The sequence below is a fragment of the Pedobacter gandavensis genome, from assembly GCF_032678745.1.
In the GTDB taxonomy this organism is placed as follows: domain Bacteria; phylum Bacteroidota; class Bacteroidia; order Sphingobacteriales; family Sphingobacteriaceae; genus Pedobacter; species Pedobacter gandavensis_C.
The window spans coordinates 214,311-230,685 of the sequence record NZ_JAVTST010000007.1 but is presented as its reverse complement, the minus strand read 5'-3'; the positions used below and the strand labels follow the sequence as shown (position 1 = coordinate 230,685).

Genomic DNA, 16,375 nt, shown 5'->3' with positions numbered 1-16,375 from the left:
TATGAAAATCAGAATAGATTATATGATATCAGCCATCATCGCACTGATGATGTTTACTTCTTGTAAAAAGTATCCCAATCCGGATCCCGTATTTGAAGAATTAGTCAATAATGTAGCACCTCAGCGTAAGGTTTTGGTGATTAGTATTGATGGTTTAACCGGGACTGAGCTGCAAGCTGTTGCTCCGGTAAATATCGCAGAACTTCAAAAGAACTCGAAATATTCTTACAATACGCTCGCCACGGCATCTGACGCAGCAGGCTGGGTTTCAATGGTTACAGGAACTTCGTTTAGCAAGCATCAAATTGTATCTGATGACTTTGAAAAAAATGTAGATCCCGATGAAGATGAACATGGGACTATAACTGTGCAAAGGAATGTGTTTGATTATATTACACAATACAGGCCGGTAAAAACAGCATTGGTGACGCCCTGGGCTAATCTACGGGAATATATTAAAAACACTGATTTTAGCCCTGTGGTCAGTACTGATCTGGCAGCAAAAGATAGTGCGGTTCATATCATTCAAACACAGCAAGGCTTAGGTGCTGTGTTTGTGAATTTTAGAGCGGTTGAATCTGCAGGAGATGATGGCGGATTTGTGGCCAGTAACCCCAATTATAAAAATGCAATTGTAAAATCAGATGAATATGTTGGTCATATTCTAGCCGCTGTTAAAGCCAGAAAGAATTACAGTAAGGAAGATTGGCTCATCATCATTACGAGCAATCATGGTGGCAGCAATGATCAGCCCAGTAATGGCTTTACCATCGCTTATAATCCAGCATTTAGACCATTAGAATTGAAGAAGTCAGGTTTTAATTCCGTTTTGTTTAATAGTGCTACTACACAAGCCATCGTGCCTGATGATCATGGTTTATACAACATGGGGGCTGATCAGGATTTCACCGTTCAGATGCAGGTGAAATTTGCTAAGGTCACTTCGAACAATGGATTTTTATCAAAATCAAACGATGCCAGTACTAATTTCACTGGATGGATGTGGTATCAGTCGTCGGGAGGAAATATGACCATGTCGGCCGGAGGGAACCTAAACGGCGCGCCTACAGGAAGAGTCAATTTGACTACTATTGGTCCGGTATCAGATAATACCTGGCATACGGTAACCATGACTGTGAAAAGGATAAATGCGACCACAAGGACCATGACTGCTTATGTAGATGGTGTTTTGAAAGGAACTCCGGTAAATATTCATAACAGACTTAGCATTTCATCTGAAGAACCACTTAAAATTGGCAAAAAGACGGTAGATGGCGTTAATGCTTTCTCTACCTTAAATAGTGCCAATTTATTGATTTTTAATACTGCTTTAGATCCAACTACGATCAGTGCAAATGTCAGTTTAAAAGATGTGACTAAACATCCTAACTACCAGAATTTAATTGGTTACTGGCCTATGGACGAGGGTGCTGAAAGTGTTTATTACAACAAAGCCCCGCAAGGATACAACATGAGTTTATCCGGAGCTTATTCATGGGCCAGTCTGACAGATAATTATCCTCCTGGGACAGTTTCAGAGCCTATTTTGTCTAATCTGTCTATTCCTACCACCGTGAGCGATGTAGCTGCTTTATCTCTTTACTGGATGAAAATCGATATTTTATCTGATTTTAATTATGACGGAAAACCTTATTTAAACAATTTTGAAAGGGAGTTTTTAAAATAAGTTGAATAGTGTTTTTATAACTAAGAACGCCGCTAATTTCTAGCGGCGTTCTTAGTTTATTGCATTTTATAATATAGCTTAGACATTGATTTTGCGGTTGGCAGAATATTAAAACCCTATTCTGTTAGAATTTTTCTCCGGTTTTAAGGTCTTGCAGTTTAAAGTCTGTGAAAGAACCAATTCCGGCGAAGCTAATGGTAATGCCCATAAATTTACCGATGGGTTTGGTGTATTTCGTTTTGAAAATTTCACGGTCATCGATATAGATATGTACATTTTTCTGTTCAATTCGCAAACGAAGATGACCTCCTTTCCTAAGATCATGACCCAGCTCCCTTAAGTCGGTCTTTTCTCCATCCCGACGGACTTCAGAAAATTTAAACGAGGTCCAAGCCGCGCATTCAGGTCTTATGATGCTAAAAGCATGATTGTCATGCTCACCGTAGATGCTGATCGTTGCTTGAGAACAACGTACTCCCGGACGGTTTGCTGACGTTTTAATACGGGCACTAAATTCAAAGTTATCCGCACTGATATTTGTGGGTTTGACATGGGCAAAAGCAACAAAAAACGTTTTGCTGGTATCGACTCCAGCATTGAACACTTCCTTTGTGGGAACATAATGGTCGGATATTGTGGACTGGCCTTCAGATACAATAGGGTATACTCTTGAAGTATCATGTTCCATAGTGGCTATGATACTCCATCCATCGCTTTGCAGGTATACAGATGCGGTATCTATTCTCGTATTTTTATGATAAAGGACAGGAAAATATCGGCCAGGAGTTTCATAATAATGATTAATTAAGGTGTCTTTGAAACTTGATCTTCGAGGTTTTCCATCTGCAAAATCTATGGCAAATGAGGAGGCTGCATCAGGTAAGATACCTGATGTCTGTAATTTAAAAATGGCTGAATGAGGGCTTTGTCCATCGGGATTAATACATTGTAACTTGACGTTACTTACCGGGCCATCATCCAGACTGTAAAAATAAAATAGGCCACCTGCAAACAAAATAAGCAGTATTAATATGCCAATATAGGGCGTATAACTCTTTTCCTCTTCTTTTTTTACCTCAGGAACTGGCTGCACTATCTGCTCTGGTATTGCGGTTGTTTTTTCTAAGGTTACAGGATGCAGCAATTCGAATTCATACCAATCTCTATACCCAATAAATTGGGCCAATGCATCTCTTGTTGCTTTTTGTGGGTAGTATCTGGTTGATGTTTTTAGTTTCCCGAATATCCTTTTTAAAGTATTCTCGCTTAGGTTCACTTTTGTTTCACGACGTAAGAGTCCGCTTAGTTTAACATAATTGCTGTTTTTCCAATCGGCTATGCTTTCCTGGCCGCTTTTTTCGGCTACTTTTTGGCAACAAATGTCTAGTTGCTGAAAGAAAATAGAATTTTCGCCTTGTACAGAATTACTTTTCATTGTGGGTAATGTATTGGTGGTTAGTTTGTTGGCTTGTAAATAATAATGGTTGGTACTTTGGATAATATCTTTGGAATATACCTGGTTAGGGGCTCTTAAATTTACATAAAAGCTGAATATTTCAAAGCGACTCGAAGTCATTGTAAGATTCAATGATACAAAAAATAAAACACACAAAAATTAACCTATAAATTGATGAATACTTTTAAACTCAAACTACCCATTATATTAGGTTCTGCCTTGTTGGCAATGAATGTTATGGGGCAAAATACAACCAAGCCTTTGCAGGTGAGCGGCGTTTATCCTCATCTGGCAACTTTTAATGAGGGATGGACTTTACCGGGAAGTAAGAAGAAAACGAATGGGGATGGTGGTGAAAATGGTATTGGCGCAATTACGCCCTGGGCCAATCAATTGTGGATGGTAACTTACTCTCCACATTTGCCACATGGAAGTTCTGATAAGTTATATAGCCTTGATAAAAATCTGAATGTGACGATACATCCGGAAAGTATCGGCGGTACACCTGCCAATCGGATGATCCATAAAGAATCCAATCAGCTGATTACGAGTAATTATTTTATCGATAAAAATGGCAAGGTAAGAGTCGTGCCATTTTCGGCGATGCCGGGTAGGATGACCGCAACTGCACGTCATTTAACCGATCCTGTTAATATGGTATACTTCTATGATATGGAAGGGATGCTTTATGAAGTAAATGTGAAAACACTTGCAGCAAAGAAGCTTTTTAACAAACCAGTGCCGGGCTGGCATGGTAAGGGTGCCTATACCGGACAAAACCAATTGATTGTGGCCAATAATGGAGAAGAGGCTGTTTTTAAGTTAAAAAAAGAAATGCTTGAAGCTGGTGACTTGCCTAAGAACGAGGAAGATAAGGGGGTTCTGGCCAGCTGGGACGGCAAAACCTGGAAAATTATTGAACGTCGTCAGTTTACCGATGTGACAGGTCCAGGTGGGATTTACGGATCTCCAACAGATAAAAGCCCGGTTTGGAGCATTGGCTGGGATAAACGTTCTGTAATGCTTAAACTATTGGACGATGGGAAATGGTATACTTACCGATTGCCTAAAGCAGCACGCACTTACGACCACCGAGGTGGATGGTATACCGAATGGCCACGTATACGCGAGATTGGAAATGGCAAAATGTTAATGGACATGCACGGTATGATGTATGATTTCCCTAAATCATTTTCGAGAAAAAACAGCGGTGGCATTGTTCCTGTAAGCAGCCATTTACGCTATATTCCCGATTTTTGCAGCTGGAATAACCAAATTGTAATTGCTACGGATGAAACAACGGTGTTGGAAAATCCTATGGCAGGTCGCGCACAATCGAACCTTTGGTTTGGCCAATTTGAGGATTTAAAAACCTGGGGTGGCGCAACGGGTTGGGGTGGTCCATGGAATAACGACGAGGTGAAAGCTGGAGTTCCATCAGATCCCTTCCTGGTTGGAGGCTTCAATAAAAAAGTATTGCACCTGGCTCAAAGTGCCAATCAAACTGTAAACTTCAGCATTGAAGTCGATAAATTGGGGAACAATACCTGGGTTAATTATAAAACTATAGCTATTCCTGCCAATACTTACCAATATTTTATTTTCCCTGATAATTTTAATGCCAATTGGGTACGCTTTAAAACAGATGCTGATACTAAAGCTTCCGCATTTTTTCACTTTACAGGTAAAATGCAGCAGCAGCAAGATCCGATGTTCAACAGTATTGCAGGCATAAATGAGCAGGTTGAAATTAACACGAATTTAATTCGTCCCTCAGGACATAATAAAAACCTTCAGGTATTAAACACGAACAGCGACAAATACACTGAGATTAACGAAAAACTTCAGACTTTAACCAATACTGCTGATAGTACCGCAGAAATGAAAAGACTATTGGCGATAAAGAAAAGCTATATAATGGATGAAGCTTCGGTGATTATCAAAGATAAAACAGGCACTTTTCGTTTGCCAACCAATGCTAAGGCGTATGAATCTTTTGACTACCGAGATAAAAGGGAAATAGAATCTGAACGCTTTATGTTGAATATCCAGGGAACTTTTTATGAAGTTGGTCGCGAGGCTGGATTTATAGCAACCCGTCCGGTAACGACACATAAAAAGAAAATAATTGACTTTTGTACCTGGAGGGGCTTGTTGGTGTTGAGTGGAACGAAACTGGATGCTAAAGGTGATGGTCATTATTTTGGAAACACAAGTAACGGTCTGTGGTATGGAGGTATTGATGATCTTTGGAAAATGGGTAAACCAGTTGGTGAAGGAGGCGTTTGGAAAAACACGAATATACAGGCGAATGAGCCGTCATTGCCTTATTTGATGACTGGTTATGATCAAAAAAAGGTATCCATAAGCGTTGACAAGGATACGAAGATCACTCTTGAGGTTGATTTCGATCTTAGCGGTTTTCATAAGTATAAAACCTTTGAGATAAAAGCAGGAAAAACTATGGATTATCAATTTCCTTCAGGTTTTAGTGCGCATTGGGTACGGGCAATAGCTGATAAAGGGTGTAAAGCTACAGTTTGGTTTACTTATCAGTAATAGAATAGAAAAAGGTATTTGTCTTTTGAGTTTAAGAACTTGAAAAGCTTTGAACTATGATGATGTTTAACAGAAAAAGACGCTCTTTTTCCTAACTTGCGATAGAGCTGCAATTTCGATTGCGGCTTTATTACATCATTTTACTCAATTAAGTATCCATGGAAAAAAGAACGGTTTTAAGTATCTCAGCATTTTTATTACTCATTTTAGGCATCGCGATTATTTATGTGGGTCTGTCAGGCCCAAAACTAATGTTGCCTCCGGTAATTACCGGTCTTGGTTTCTTTGTGATCAGCTGGGCGCTTTTTGCTTTAAAAAAATAGAACAAGTTCCCTGCTTTTCTTGTTTGTTCCAATAATGACCGCTCGTTTTAAAATAAGCGGTTTCATTAAAAATAATAATTACTTATATTGAATTTCATTAACCTTTTACTTATCGAAATCATTTTAACATGAAAAAATCAATTCTTTATCTGGCTTGCTTAGCGGTACCATTAGCGTATAGCTGTACTCAGGGCAACAATTCCGAAAAAACAGCTGCTGCTAAGGCCGACACGACTGTGAGTAGCGAGTGCTATGTAGCTATTGATGGTCTAGATACTGCCGATCTTCATCTGAAAACAAGTGAGAAAGGAAAAATTTCCGGGCATCTTGTGATCAATTATAAGGAAAAGGGAAAAAATGATGGTGAAATAGCAGGAAAATTTAGTGGGGATACCTTATTTGTAGATTATACTTTTAAAATCGGGACGGAAAATCCAACCATTTATAAGAACCCTTTAGCGTTTTTAAAGAAAGATGGTAAATTGATATTGGGTGTTGGCCAAATTGAAACTTCTGTAGGCAGGTCTTATTTTGTAAAAGGGAAGCCTATTTCTTTTGATAAAGGCAGGTTTACTTTTGCTCCTGTAGATTGTAAAAAATAACTTTAATAAAGCTGCGGAAATTCTTTGTTTTCGCAGCTTTGTTATAAACTATCGTTTTTTTATAGCCTTTCCCCTCGGACAGGCTCTTGAATTCCTGCACTATTCTTCTTTTGCAGCTAAAGCATTTGTTCATTTTTGGAAATTTTGACCAGATGAGCGAGCTTAATTCTCTTTTTTATTTAAAATTCAAGTCTAATTGTTCAGCTTTTCTAACCAAATCATAAGTGATTCTGTCAATTTTAGGTGCTGTAATAGATCTAAATTGGGCCTAGAATGGGTATTTGAGGGCCTTATTTAGGAGGGATAAAAGTATTTGTAAATATATTCTATTAAATTAGTAGACTTTATTATATTTGAACTGTTAAGCTTTAAGAATTTGATTCTCAGTTCGTCCGGACTGATGCTTTAAAAAAATTAGATGTTTGGTTAGATCTAAGTTTTGTTTGGTTAAAAGCCAGGTTGGATGACCTGGCTTTTTTAGTATCCGGAGCTTGTTGATCCAAATTACCGAGGAGGAACCATTATCGAATTAATTATTAATTTACAGGACACATATAAATGAACCTATAAATGACCAAAATTTCAACCAAAGCCAACAAACTTCAAATTCATGAAGATTGGGCTGTCGTGATTCTGGGGACAGTAGTTGTCCTAAGTAGTCTTTTCTTTTTCCTGTTGCCCATTCCAGTTTTCAAATGGGAAGATACCGCCAGTTTAACGGATAAAATTTTTCAGCTGGATAATCTAAGTGCTATTTTAATTCAGTTTGTATTTATGAGCATGATTGGTGCAATTGGTGCATTCATCATGGGAAAATCTGTGAAGAACTTTTTATTTGGCTTCCCAGCTGTTTATGTACTTACTATTATTGCTTTATTAATGGCAGGGAGTTCCAGTATGCGGGCACTGAACCTGGAGGCTGTGATTTTTAGCTTAATGATTGGTTTGGCCATCAGTAATTTTTTTAAGCTTCCTAAATGGTTTACATCGGCGCTGTCTACCGAACTTTTTGTGAAAATTGGACTGGTCTTATTGGGGACTACAGTGATTTTCGCGGATATCTTAAAAGCAGGCTCATTGGGCTTAATTCAAGCGCTGGTAGTGGTTGTTTCGGTATGGTATTTCGCTTATTGGCTTTGCCGAAAACTGAAGGTAGACGATGAATTGACCATGATGATTTCCAGTGCAGTGTCGATTTGTGGGGTTTCTGCTGCTATTGCCACTTCAGGAGCGATTAAAGGTGACTCTAAGAAATTATCTTATGTGATTTCTATGGTGTTGATTACTGCTATCCCTATGATGATTTTTATGCCTTACATTGCGCAGTATTTTTCTTTTCCTCAGGCGGTTACGGGTGCCTGGCTGGGTGGAAGTATTGATACTTCGGGCGCGGTTGTCGCTTCGGGAAGTTTGGTAGGAGAAGAGGCGTTGAAGATAAGTACCATTGTTAAATTTTCGCAAAATGTATTGCTGGGTATCGCGGCTTTTGCCATTAGTATCTATTGGTCTTATACCAATCATAAGGATGAAAATGGAGAACGTGTGAAACCAACAATTGGTGTGATTTGGGAACGCTTTCCTAAGTTTGTACTGGGTTTCATTGGTGCTTCTTTATTGTTTTCTTTTTTCTTATCGCAAGAGACGATTTCCAATGTGAAAGACAGTTTGAAAAACCTGCAGGGCGCTTGGTTTGCATTGGCTTTTACCAGTATTGGCTTGGAGACAAATTTTAAAGATTTATTCGGTAATCAAAGTAAGAAACCATTGTATGCTTTCTTGATTGCCCAGTTGTTTAATGTCATCATTACCTTGATTATCGCTTTCTATTTGTTTGGGAACAGCTAAATTTTCTGAATTTACAGATCATGGCAGGTTCCTTGCTATCCTATCTGTACATTTGAAATTGCGTTGTGGAAATGAGTGATACCCCGAAGAAAAGTTTATTTAAAGCGATAAAAGGAAAAGTAATTATTGCTTTGTTACTCGCTTGTTTTGCGCTAATTATGGCTTGGGCGGTGAGTAAGGTGGCTTTTAATGAAATGCTGAATACCGTAGAGAACATTTCTACGCCTAGTGAACGATTGAGGATGGTAAACCTCATCTCTTTAAAGATCAGCAGGCTGGATCAGTTGCAGAAAACGCAAGCTTCCAGTGATCCGAAAAATTACAGTAAACTTTTAAAGGAATCCAGGGAGCTACGGGCTTCTCTGGATTCTTTATCTAATTTATATGCTAAGGATTCCATACAACTTCAGCGGATCAGCAGTATTCAGAAACTTTTAAAAGAGCGTGATAACCAGTTTGTCAATTACTTGAAAGTAAGAGAGAGACTGGTGAACAACAAATCATTCTCTACCCAGGTACAAAATCTGAGTGAATTGGTGAATAAAAGTGGGAACGACAGTACTGTCCTGGCTTCTCAGCTACAAACTTCTACCACCACTATTTACTCATCAGAAGATAAAAACCGTGGTTTTTTTGGTCGTTTATTCGGAAAGAAGAAAGAAAGCGAAGACAATAAGTCTTATAAGATTATCAATGAAAAGAATTTGAAAGTAGATACGATTTCACTTTCAAATGAGGAGAAGACTTCTAAAAGTCTGGAAGAAACTCTTCGGAACATTGAAAAGGAACAACGTAGGAATAGTGCCAGGTTTTTAGATAAGGAAGCCGAGCTGGCTAATGCAAACAATCTTCTGATCAATCAGATGCTGGATATCCTCCGTAAGGTGGAAACGGAGGTGGTGACGCAGATTGAACTCAATGGGATTCAAGCCAAACACGTGGTAAATACCGGAATTACTACCATCAGTATCATTATGTTGGTGTTTTTTCTATTGATGCTCCTTATGCTTTACTTTATCCTGATTGATATTACCCGAAGTAACCGCTATAAGAACGAGTTGGAGCAGGCCAGGGATTTAGCCGAATATCATGGATTGGCGAAGCAACGTTTTCTCTCTAATATGAGTCATGAAATCAGAACGCCACTCCAATCTATCATTGGTTATGCGGAGTTGATTCGTCAGCAGGAAAAGCCAAAAGCCAAGGATATTGATGCCATTTACCATTCCTCAGAACATTTGTTACAGATCGTAAATGAGGTTTTGGATTATAATCGTATCATTTCAGGCAAGTTTACCTTTTTAGAAAAGCCATTTGATATAGCGAAATTATTGGAAGAAGTGATTTTTGTGATGCGGCCACAGGCAGAGCGCAAATCACTGGATCTTCAAACAGAGATCTCTTTACATGAAACAAAGTTTGTGACTGGGGATCCTTTCCGCTTAAAACAAATTCTATATAATTTATTGGGCAATGCCATTAAGTTTACCAATGAAGGAGAGGTTGTACTTTCCGTTTTTTATAAGCGACAAGGCGAAAGTCTTCATTTTACCTTTATGGTGAGGGATACGGGCATTGGTATTTCTGAGGTCTCAAAAGGGGTGATCTTTAATGAATTTGAGCAGGTAAATGCCAACGATCAGGAAGTGCTGCATCAAGCAGGAACTGGATTGGGTTTAACGATCATCAAGTCTTTGGTAGAAAATCAGGGAGGTCGGATTTATGTGAAAAGTAAAGAAGGCGTAGGAAGTGTTTTTACGGTTTACCTTACTTTTAAGGTAGCTGATCAGCCAATCGAAGAAACCTTATCACAATCAAAAGATCGTTTGCGCTGGAAACCATTTAAAGTTTGGGTGGTGGATGATGATCCGCTGATTTTGGAATTATGTAGCATTATTTTTGAAAGGAACCATATTGACTATAAAAGTTTCCATTCCCCTGTACAGCTGCTGAATGAAGCAGCAGATACTGTGGCAGATTTGAAGTATATCCTGCTGGATATGCGGATGCCGGAAATGAATGGGATAGAACTTTGCAGGTTGTTGCGGGAAAAATTGGGCACTAAGGTTAAGATCTTTGCCATCACAGCACAGGTATTGCCCGATGAAAGAGCGCTTCTTTTGAATAACGGATTTGATGGATTGGTGATGAAGCCCTTCCGTGAAACAGAATTACTGGCAGTTTTCTCTGAAGAACTGGAAACTTTCTCTTTATCAAATGAAGAAGAAGTTGTGGTAGAAGATAAAGATGGAGACCTACAAACTGCGGAATCTGAAATTGAATTGGACCTTGGGCCATTAAGGAAAATGACGTTTAATGATGAAGATCAATTGAAAAAGATCTTGAATAGGTTTAGCCTGGATTGTGAAAATGATTTGCTGAAGCTGGAGGAGGCAATGCAAAAATCGGATGGAGCAACGCTTAGCTTATTGAGTCATCGATTGGCCGGACGTATTGCGCAGATTGGTGCTGGAAAGCTTGCTGCAGATTTCCGACAAATGGAAATTGCGCTTCATCAACAGGATGTTCCTGACGGGAATAGCAAACAGCAGTTGAGAAATTTATCTGAGCAATTAAAATTGCTGATCGTTCAGATCAGCAATAGGTAGTTGGATTTACTCTATTTCATAGCGTTCCATTTTACTGTATAGGGTCTTACGATCGATATTCAGTAATTTGGCAGCTTTTGATTTGTTGTATTTTACTTTGACCAGAGTCTCCATGATCAACATTTTCTCGTTGACTTCATTGATGGCTTTAAGATCGGAACCTTGGGGCTTAGGAACCTGATTGATGGAAATGATCATCTCTTCTGGTAAAGAATCAATCTCTGCGGTTTCCGTAGGGGTCAATAATACCATTCTTTTGATCACATTTTTCAACTCTCTAAGGTTTCCTGGCCAATCGTATTGCAGTAACAGGTCTTTTGCAGCAGGAGAGAGGTGTTGTACATTTCTATTCAGTTCTTCATTGGAAAGCTTAATGAAATGATTGATAAATAATTCCACGTCTTTTCCTCTGTCCCTCAATGGCGGAAGCTGAATTTTAAATTCATTTAAGCGGTGGTAAAGGTCTTCTCTGAAATCGCCATTGCTGACGCTATTTTTAAGGTCATCGTTGGTAGCGGTAATGATCCTGACATCCACCTTAATGCTTTTTGTGCTGCCCAAAGGCTGTATGGTTCTTTCCTGTAAGGCACGCAGCATTTTTACCTGCACTTCATAACTTAGGTTTCCTACTTCATCCAGGAATAAAGTGCCTCCATTGGCAGCTTCAAACTGACCTTTCTTATCGTTAAGCGCACCGGTAAAAGCTCCTTTGGCATGTCCAAACAACTCACTTGCGGCTAATTCTTTTGATAATGCTCCACAATCTATTGCCACGAAAGGTTTGTCTTTACGCTTGCTGTGCATGTGTAAAGCTCTGGCTGCATATTCCTTCCCAGTTCCGGTTTCACCTTGAATGATGACCGACATATCCGTTGGGGCAACCAGGTTGATGTGTTCATATAATTTATCAGCGATGCTGCTTTTTCCTTTGATGGCATCAGCATGTTCGATAGAATTGCTGCTTTCTGGTTTTTCTTTTTTACCTAAGGCATTGTTGATGATCATCAGCAATTCATCAGGATTTACGGGCTTTGTAATGTAATCGAAGGCACCTAGTTGTATCGATTTTACAGCGGTTCTGACATCGTTAAAACTGGTCATAATGATCACCGGCTGGGTCATGCCCATTCCGCGGATATGAGAAAGGACATCAAGTCCGGTTCCATCAGGGAGGCGGTAATCTACCAGGAATAAGTCGAAATTTTGTTCTTCTGTTAACTTCAGACTCTTCTTCACTTCATTGACTGCTTTGGGCTCATGCCCATGCTTGCTGAGGAAGCCTTCCAGGATTTGCGAAAAAGTAAGGTCGTCTTCAATAATCAGTATTTTTGCCATAAGAATCTCGCTTGTAATTATAGCAAAAATACGAAAGCCGGGGGACATCCGGCTTTCGTACACTATATTAATTGTTATTTATTGATGGTTTACTCAATAATAGCACCGTCTTTAGTTAATTTTAAAGAAGCGGTTTCTTCTTGTTTTTTAACATCTACCTGAAAGAATTCAGTTTTATCAGCGTTCACGATTAAGAATGCTGCTGTTGGCGTCCAGTCTTTATATTTATCGGAAGCCAAAGTTGTTTTTACTGCATCTGGAAGATCTTTCAATTCAACCGGAGTTTTTGTTGTGCTATCTTGTTTTACACTGATGATAACTGGGTTTTTAACGTCAGTTGCTTTTACTTGTGTGAATCCTGCGAATGCTAAAAATGCTGCTGATAAAATGATCTTTTTCATAACTCTATATTTAAATTTAAATTCTTTTTGTTTCAATTACGATTAGATAAGGTTCATAATGGTGCCAAAGTTTATGGCTATGCCTTAAATGTCTTGTAATCAGTGTTTAGGTGTGTTGTGCCATAATTAGAACTGTTGCGTTGTTCCACACTTTGTGGCTAAAAGAAACAAGAGGCTAGACTCATGGATGCAGGAAGACGAATTATTCCTCAAAGTGAGCTGGTAGTGTATGAGGTAATTTGGTGTTAAGGGCAGATTTGGATATATGTAGGCACTTTACCGGCTATTTCTGACAAATTATTACCTGATGAGAAAGTAAGGGATTTTTCTTAACTTTGTCCTATGCTATCTAAGAAGACTAAATATGCAATAAAGGCACTTGTTGCGCTCGGAAAAAACGCTGGAAATCCTCCTATGCAGATCGTAAGGTTGGCAGAACAGGAAATGATCCCACGTAAATTCTTAGAGCAAATTCTATTGGATATGCGTAATGCAGGATATCTGTATAGTAAAAAAGGTGCCGGTGGCGGTTATAGCTTAAATAAAGAACCGGGTGATATTTACCTGGCAGATATTCTTCGTATCACTGATGGGCCCATTGCTATGGTTCCATGCGCTAGTCTAAAATTCTATCGCAAATGCGATGAATGCCACGATGAAATTACTTGTGGAATTAGAAAAACCTTTATTGATGTACGTGATGCTACACTTAAAGTGTTGGCACAAACCTCTATTGCAGATGTAATTGCAAGGGAAACTGATGGTAATTTCAGAGAGTAAATAAATAATTACCGATAAAGTCTACTACTCCTATAGTCTTTTTGTATATTTGTATTATTAATACAAATATATAATCCCTTTAAACCTAAGACTATGATTTTAAATAAGATTGAAAGTAGTGTAAAAGAACCTAAAATTACATTAGTAGGTGCTGGTCCGGGCGATCCTGAACTGATCAGTTTAAAGGGAGTAAAAGCCATCAATACAGCCGATGTAGTGTTGTATGATGCGCAGGTGAATGAAGCATTACTAAATCATGCACCAGAAAAAGCAATTAAAATATTTGTAGGTAGTAAATCCGATGATGAGTCCTTTTCTCAGGATGCGGTCAACAAGCTGATGATTGATTACGCTTTAAACTTTGGCCATGTGGTTAGGTTGAAAAGTGGAGATCCTTTCGTTTTTGCCCGCGGATTCGAAGAAGTGGATTATGCAGAATCTTATAACATCCAAACGGAAATTATTCCAGGAATCTCCAGTGCTTTAGGCGTTCCCGGTTTACATAAAATCCCAATGACCTACGATACTCTGAGTGAAAGCTTTTGGGTACTGAGTGGTACAAATGCAGCTGGAGAACTTTCTCCAGATCTGAAAGTTGCCGCAAAATCTAAAGCAACAGTGGTGGTATTGATGGGAATTGAAAAAATCAGAGAAATTGCTGCTATTTTTCAGGAGGAAGGGAAAAACAGAATGCCAGTAGCAGTAATTGAAAATGGCTCCACTGTAAATGAAAATATTAAAATAGGGGTTGTTGATACCATTGCTGAACTTGTTGAAGACCATCGGATTTCGGCCCCTGCGTTATTGGTATTCGGTGATGTTGTTTCTTTACATCCTTCCTTTTCCAGAATCAAAAATTTCTATGAGCTGATTGCTATGGAATAAAAAGATGACTTGAAAAATATAATTTTTAAGATTAGCCGGATATCTCTATCCGGCTTTTTTGCGTTTATGGTGAGGATATTGGTGATCGTCGCACATTTGATACGAACATCATTCCTCAATTATTATTTAACTTTGCAAAAACATCTATATAATATGAATATGAAGAAAGCGAACTTTTGCTATCGTGGAATATTAAGTTTGTCCTTATTGGCAATGGTTCCATTTGTGTCAGTAGCGCAGAAACCAAATTGGCAGAATCTGGACCTTAAAGCTGATACAACTTTTGGGATCAGTACTGAAAAGGCTTATAACGAATTGTTAAAAGGAAAAAAATCTAAGTCTGTAATTGTTGCAGTATTAGATGGTGGGGTAGATATTAAACATGAAGATCTGAAAAATGTCATCTGGGTAAATAAAAAGGAGAAAGCCGGAAACGGAAAAGATGATGATAAAAACGGATACATTGACGATGTAAACGGCTGGAGCTTTTTAGGATCTGATAAGGGTTCTATCAATTATGAAACTTTGGAGCTGACACGTTTGGTACGTAGAGACAATGCTAAGTTCGCAAATCTGGATGCTACTTCGGTAAAAGCAGCTGATCTTCCTGCATTTGAAGCTTATCAAAAGAACAAAGCTGAATTTGAAAAAGAATTGCTGGAAGCTAAAGAGAATCTGGAACGTTACACGGCTTTGAAAATGGCTATCGATGCGGTGGTGAAAAAGATAGGTAAAGAGGATCCTACTGCTGCTGATTTTCAAAATTATACTCCTGCAAATGATATGGAAAGAAATGTCCAAAGAATCATGGTGCAGCAATTGGAAGGAACTAACTTCAAGGATTTTTACAAAGAACAGATTGTAGAAGGTGTTGACCATTTTAAATCTCAGGTTGATTATAACTTAAACCTTGATTTTGATCCAAGACCAATCGTTGGTGATGACCCAAATGATGTTAAAAATCGTTTTTACGGTAATAATGATGTTGCCGGACCAGACGCTTTACATGGTTCCCATGTTGCTGGAATTATTGCTGCAGTAAGAAACAACAATATTGGCATCAACGGTGTAGCAGATAATGTGGTGATTTTACCAGTTCGCAACACGCCAAATGGTGATGAACGTGATAAAGACGTAGCCAATGGTATTCGCTATGCTGTTGATAATGGCGCAAAAGTGATCAACATGAGCTTTGGAAAAGGCTATGCGTGGGATAAAAAGATCGTTGATGATGCGGTTAAATATGCAGTATCTAAAGATGTACTTTTAGTTCATGCAGCAGGAAACGATAATAAGAACCTTGATGAGGCTCAAAATTTCCCTAACCCAGAATATTTAGATGGTGGTGTTGCTGCTTCATGGATCACTGTTGGTGCATCTGGATGGAAAAACGACGAAACAGTGAAAGCTGACTTTTCTAACTACGGAAAAACTAAAGTAGATGTATTTGCTCCTGGAGTAAATATTAATTCTACTACTCCGGATTCCAAATATCAAAAATTGAATGGTACAAGTATGGCAGCTCCGGTTGTAGCTGGTTTAGCTGGCTTGATCCGTTCTTATTACCCGAACTTAAAGGCATCAGAAGTAAAAGACATCATTATGAAGTCTGTAGTTAAAGTAAATCAGGTGGTTAAAGTACAACAAGGCGATGCAGTGAAGGAAATTCCTTTTGCTGACCTTTCTATAAGTGGTGGTATAGTTAACGCTTATAACGCGCTTAAGTTAGCTGCTGAATACAAGAAGTAATTAATAAGCCAATAGAAAAGAGGCATAAAATAGCCTGATCTCTTATCGAGGTCAGGCTATTTTTTTTTCTCAAAGTCGTACCCATTATTGGGTATATTTCCTTAATTGTAAGCTGATTCATTAAAATATAACGCAGGTAATCTT

The 16,375-nt window shown here is 38.6% G+C and carries 12 protein-coding genes; 9 read left to right on the top strand and 3 right to left on the bottom strand.

All coding sequences use genetic code 11. From position 1 onward, the window contains the following. Position 1: 1 nt before the first annotated feature. The gene (locus R2S10_RS20300) at positions 2 to 1,687 is read left to right on the top strand and encodes an alkaline phosphatase family protein (RefSeq protein ID WP_316842245.1); all 1,686 of its coding nucleotides are present in this window, start codon (positions 2 to 4) and stop codon (positions 1,685 to 1,687) included. A 124-nt stretch (positions 1,688 to 1,811) separates the two neighbouring features. Here R2S10_RS20300 and R2S10_RS20295 read toward each other — a convergent pair whose 3' ends face one another. Beyond that, positions 1,812 to 3,122 (bottom strand): hypothetical protein, encoded by a 1,311-nt coding sequence (locus R2S10_RS20295; protein WP_316842244.1) that lies wholly within the window; start codon positions 3,120 to 3,122, stop codon positions 1,812 to 1,814. A 195-nt stretch (positions 3,123 to 3,317) separates the two neighbouring features. Here R2S10_RS20295 and R2S10_RS20290 point away from each other — a divergent pair, with 195 nt between their 5' ends. From R2S10_RS20290 to R2S10_RS20270, 5 genes are all read left to right on the top strand, one after another. After that, the gene (locus R2S10_RS20290; protein WP_316842243.1) at positions 3,318 to 5,702 is read left to right on the top strand and encodes a hypothetical protein; all 2,385 of its coding nucleotides are present in this window, start codon (positions 3,318 to 3,320) and stop codon (positions 5,700 to 5,702) included. Positions 5,703 to 5,860: 158 nt separating this feature from the next. After that, complete coding sequence (locus tag R2S10_RS20285; protein WP_316842242.1) at positions 5,861 to 6,025, top strand: hypothetical protein; 165 nt, start codon at positions 5,861 to 5,863, stop codon at positions 6,023 to 6,025. Positions 6,026 to 6,153: 128 nt separating this feature from the next. After that, the gene (locus R2S10_RS20280) at positions 6,154 to 6,627 is read left to right on the top strand and encodes a hypothetical protein (protein WP_316842241.1); all 474 of its coding nucleotides are present in this window, start codon (positions 6,154 to 6,156) and stop codon (positions 6,625 to 6,627) included. 570 nt (positions 6,628 to 7,197) lie between these two features. Next, entirely contained in the window at positions 7,198 to 8,472 is a 1,275-nt protein-coding gene (locus tag R2S10_RS20275) for a YeiH family protein (RefSeq protein WP_316842240.1), read from the top strand. Between the two features lie 71 nt (positions 8,473 to 8,543). Further along, positions 8,544 to 11,081 carry an ATP-binding protein gene (locus R2S10_RS20270; protein WP_316842239.1) on the top strand — a complete coding sequence of 846 codons (2,538 nt, stop codon included), beginning with the start codon at positions 8,544 to 8,546 and terminating at the stop codon, positions 11,079 to 11,081. 6 nt (positions 11,082 to 11,087) lie between these two features. Here R2S10_RS20270 and R2S10_RS20265 read toward each other — a convergent pair whose 3' ends face one another. Both R2S10_RS20265 and R2S10_RS20260 read right to left on the bottom strand, forming a co-directional pair. Beyond that, a complete protein-coding gene (locus R2S10_RS20265) occupies positions 11,088 to 12,416 on the bottom strand; it encodes a sigma-54 dependent transcriptional regulator (RefSeq protein ID WP_316842238.1) in 1,329 nt (442 codons plus the stop codon). Between the two features lie 89 nt (positions 12,417 to 12,505). Beyond that, positions 12,506 to 12,817 carry a hypothetical protein gene (locus R2S10_RS20260; protein WP_316842237.1) on the bottom strand — a complete coding sequence of 104 codons (312 nt, stop codon included), beginning with the start codon at positions 12,815 to 12,817 and terminating at the stop codon, positions 12,506 to 12,508. Positions 12,818 to 13,159: 342 nt separating this feature from the next. Between R2S10_RS20260 and R2S10_RS20255 the strand changes: the two genes are divergently transcribed. From R2S10_RS20255 to R2S10_RS20245, 3 genes are all read left to right on the top strand, one after another. Beyond that, on the top strand, positions 13,160 to 13,597 hold the full coding sequence (locus R2S10_RS20255; RefSeq protein ID WP_265843269.1) for an RrF2 family transcriptional regulator: 438 nt from the start codon (positions 13,160 to 13,162) through the stop codon (positions 13,595 to 13,597). A 93-nt stretch (positions 13,598 to 13,690) separates the two neighbouring features. Next, on the top strand, positions 13,691 to 14,482 hold the full coding sequence (gene cobA / locus R2S10_RS20250) for a uroporphyrinogen-III C-methyltransferase (RefSeq protein ID WP_316842236.1): 792 nt from the start codon (positions 13,691 to 13,693) through the stop codon (positions 14,480 to 14,482). Between the two features lie 153 nt (positions 14,483 to 14,635). Further along, on the top strand, positions 14,636 to 16,231 hold the full coding sequence (locus R2S10_RS20245; RefSeq protein WP_410479009.1) for a S8 family peptidase: 1,596 nt from the start codon (positions 14,636 to 14,638) through the stop codon (positions 16,229 to 16,231). Positions 16,232 to 16,375: the final 144 nt, after the last annotated feature.

Bases quoted from the DNA above. Each gene is read 5' to 3' on its own strand.
- R2S10_RS20300 (WP_316842245.1), top strand. From the start codon at position 2: ATGAAAATCAGAATAGATTATATGATATCAGCCATCATCGCACTGATG.
- R2S10_RS20295 (WP_316842244.1), bottom strand. From the start codon at position 3,122: ATGAAAAGTAATTCTGTACAAGGCGAAAATTCTATTTTCTTTCAGCAA.
- R2S10_RS20290 (WP_316842243.1), top strand. From the start codon at position 3,318: ATGAATACTTTTAAACTCAAACTACCCATTATATTAGGTTCTGCCTTG.
- R2S10_RS20285 (WP_316842242.1), top strand. From the start codon at position 5,861: ATGGAAAAAAGAACGGTTTTAAGTATCTCAGCATTTTTATTACTCATT.
- R2S10_RS20280 (WP_316842241.1), top strand. From the start codon at position 6,154: ATGAAAAAATCAATTCTTTATCTGGCTTGCTTAGCGGTACCATTAGCG.
- R2S10_RS20275 (WP_316842240.1), top strand. From the start codon at position 7,198: ATGACCAAAATTTCAACCAAAGCCAACAAACTTCAAATTCATGAAGAT.
- R2S10_RS20270 (WP_316842239.1), top strand. From the start codon at position 8,544: ATGAGTGATACCCCGAAGAAAAGTTTATTTAAAGCGATAAAAGGAAAA.
- R2S10_RS20265 (WP_316842238.1), bottom strand. From the start codon at position 12,416: ATGGCAAAAATACTGATTATTGAAGACGACCTTACTTTTTCGCAAATC.
- R2S10_RS20260 (WP_316842237.1), bottom strand. From the start codon at position 12,817: ATGAAAAAGATCATTTTATCAGCAGCATTTTTAGCATTCGCAGGATTC.
- R2S10_RS20255 (WP_265843269.1), top strand. From the start codon at position 13,160: ATGCTATCTAAGAAGACTAAATATGCAATAAAGGCACTTGTTGCGCTC.
- cobA (WP_316842236.1), top strand. From the start codon at position 13,691: ATGATTTTAAATAAGATTGAAAGTAGTGTAAAAGAACCTAAAATTACA.
- R2S10_RS20245 (WP_410479009.1), top strand. From the start codon at position 14,636: ATGAATATGAAGAAAGCGAACTTTTGCTATCGTGGAATATTAAGTTTG.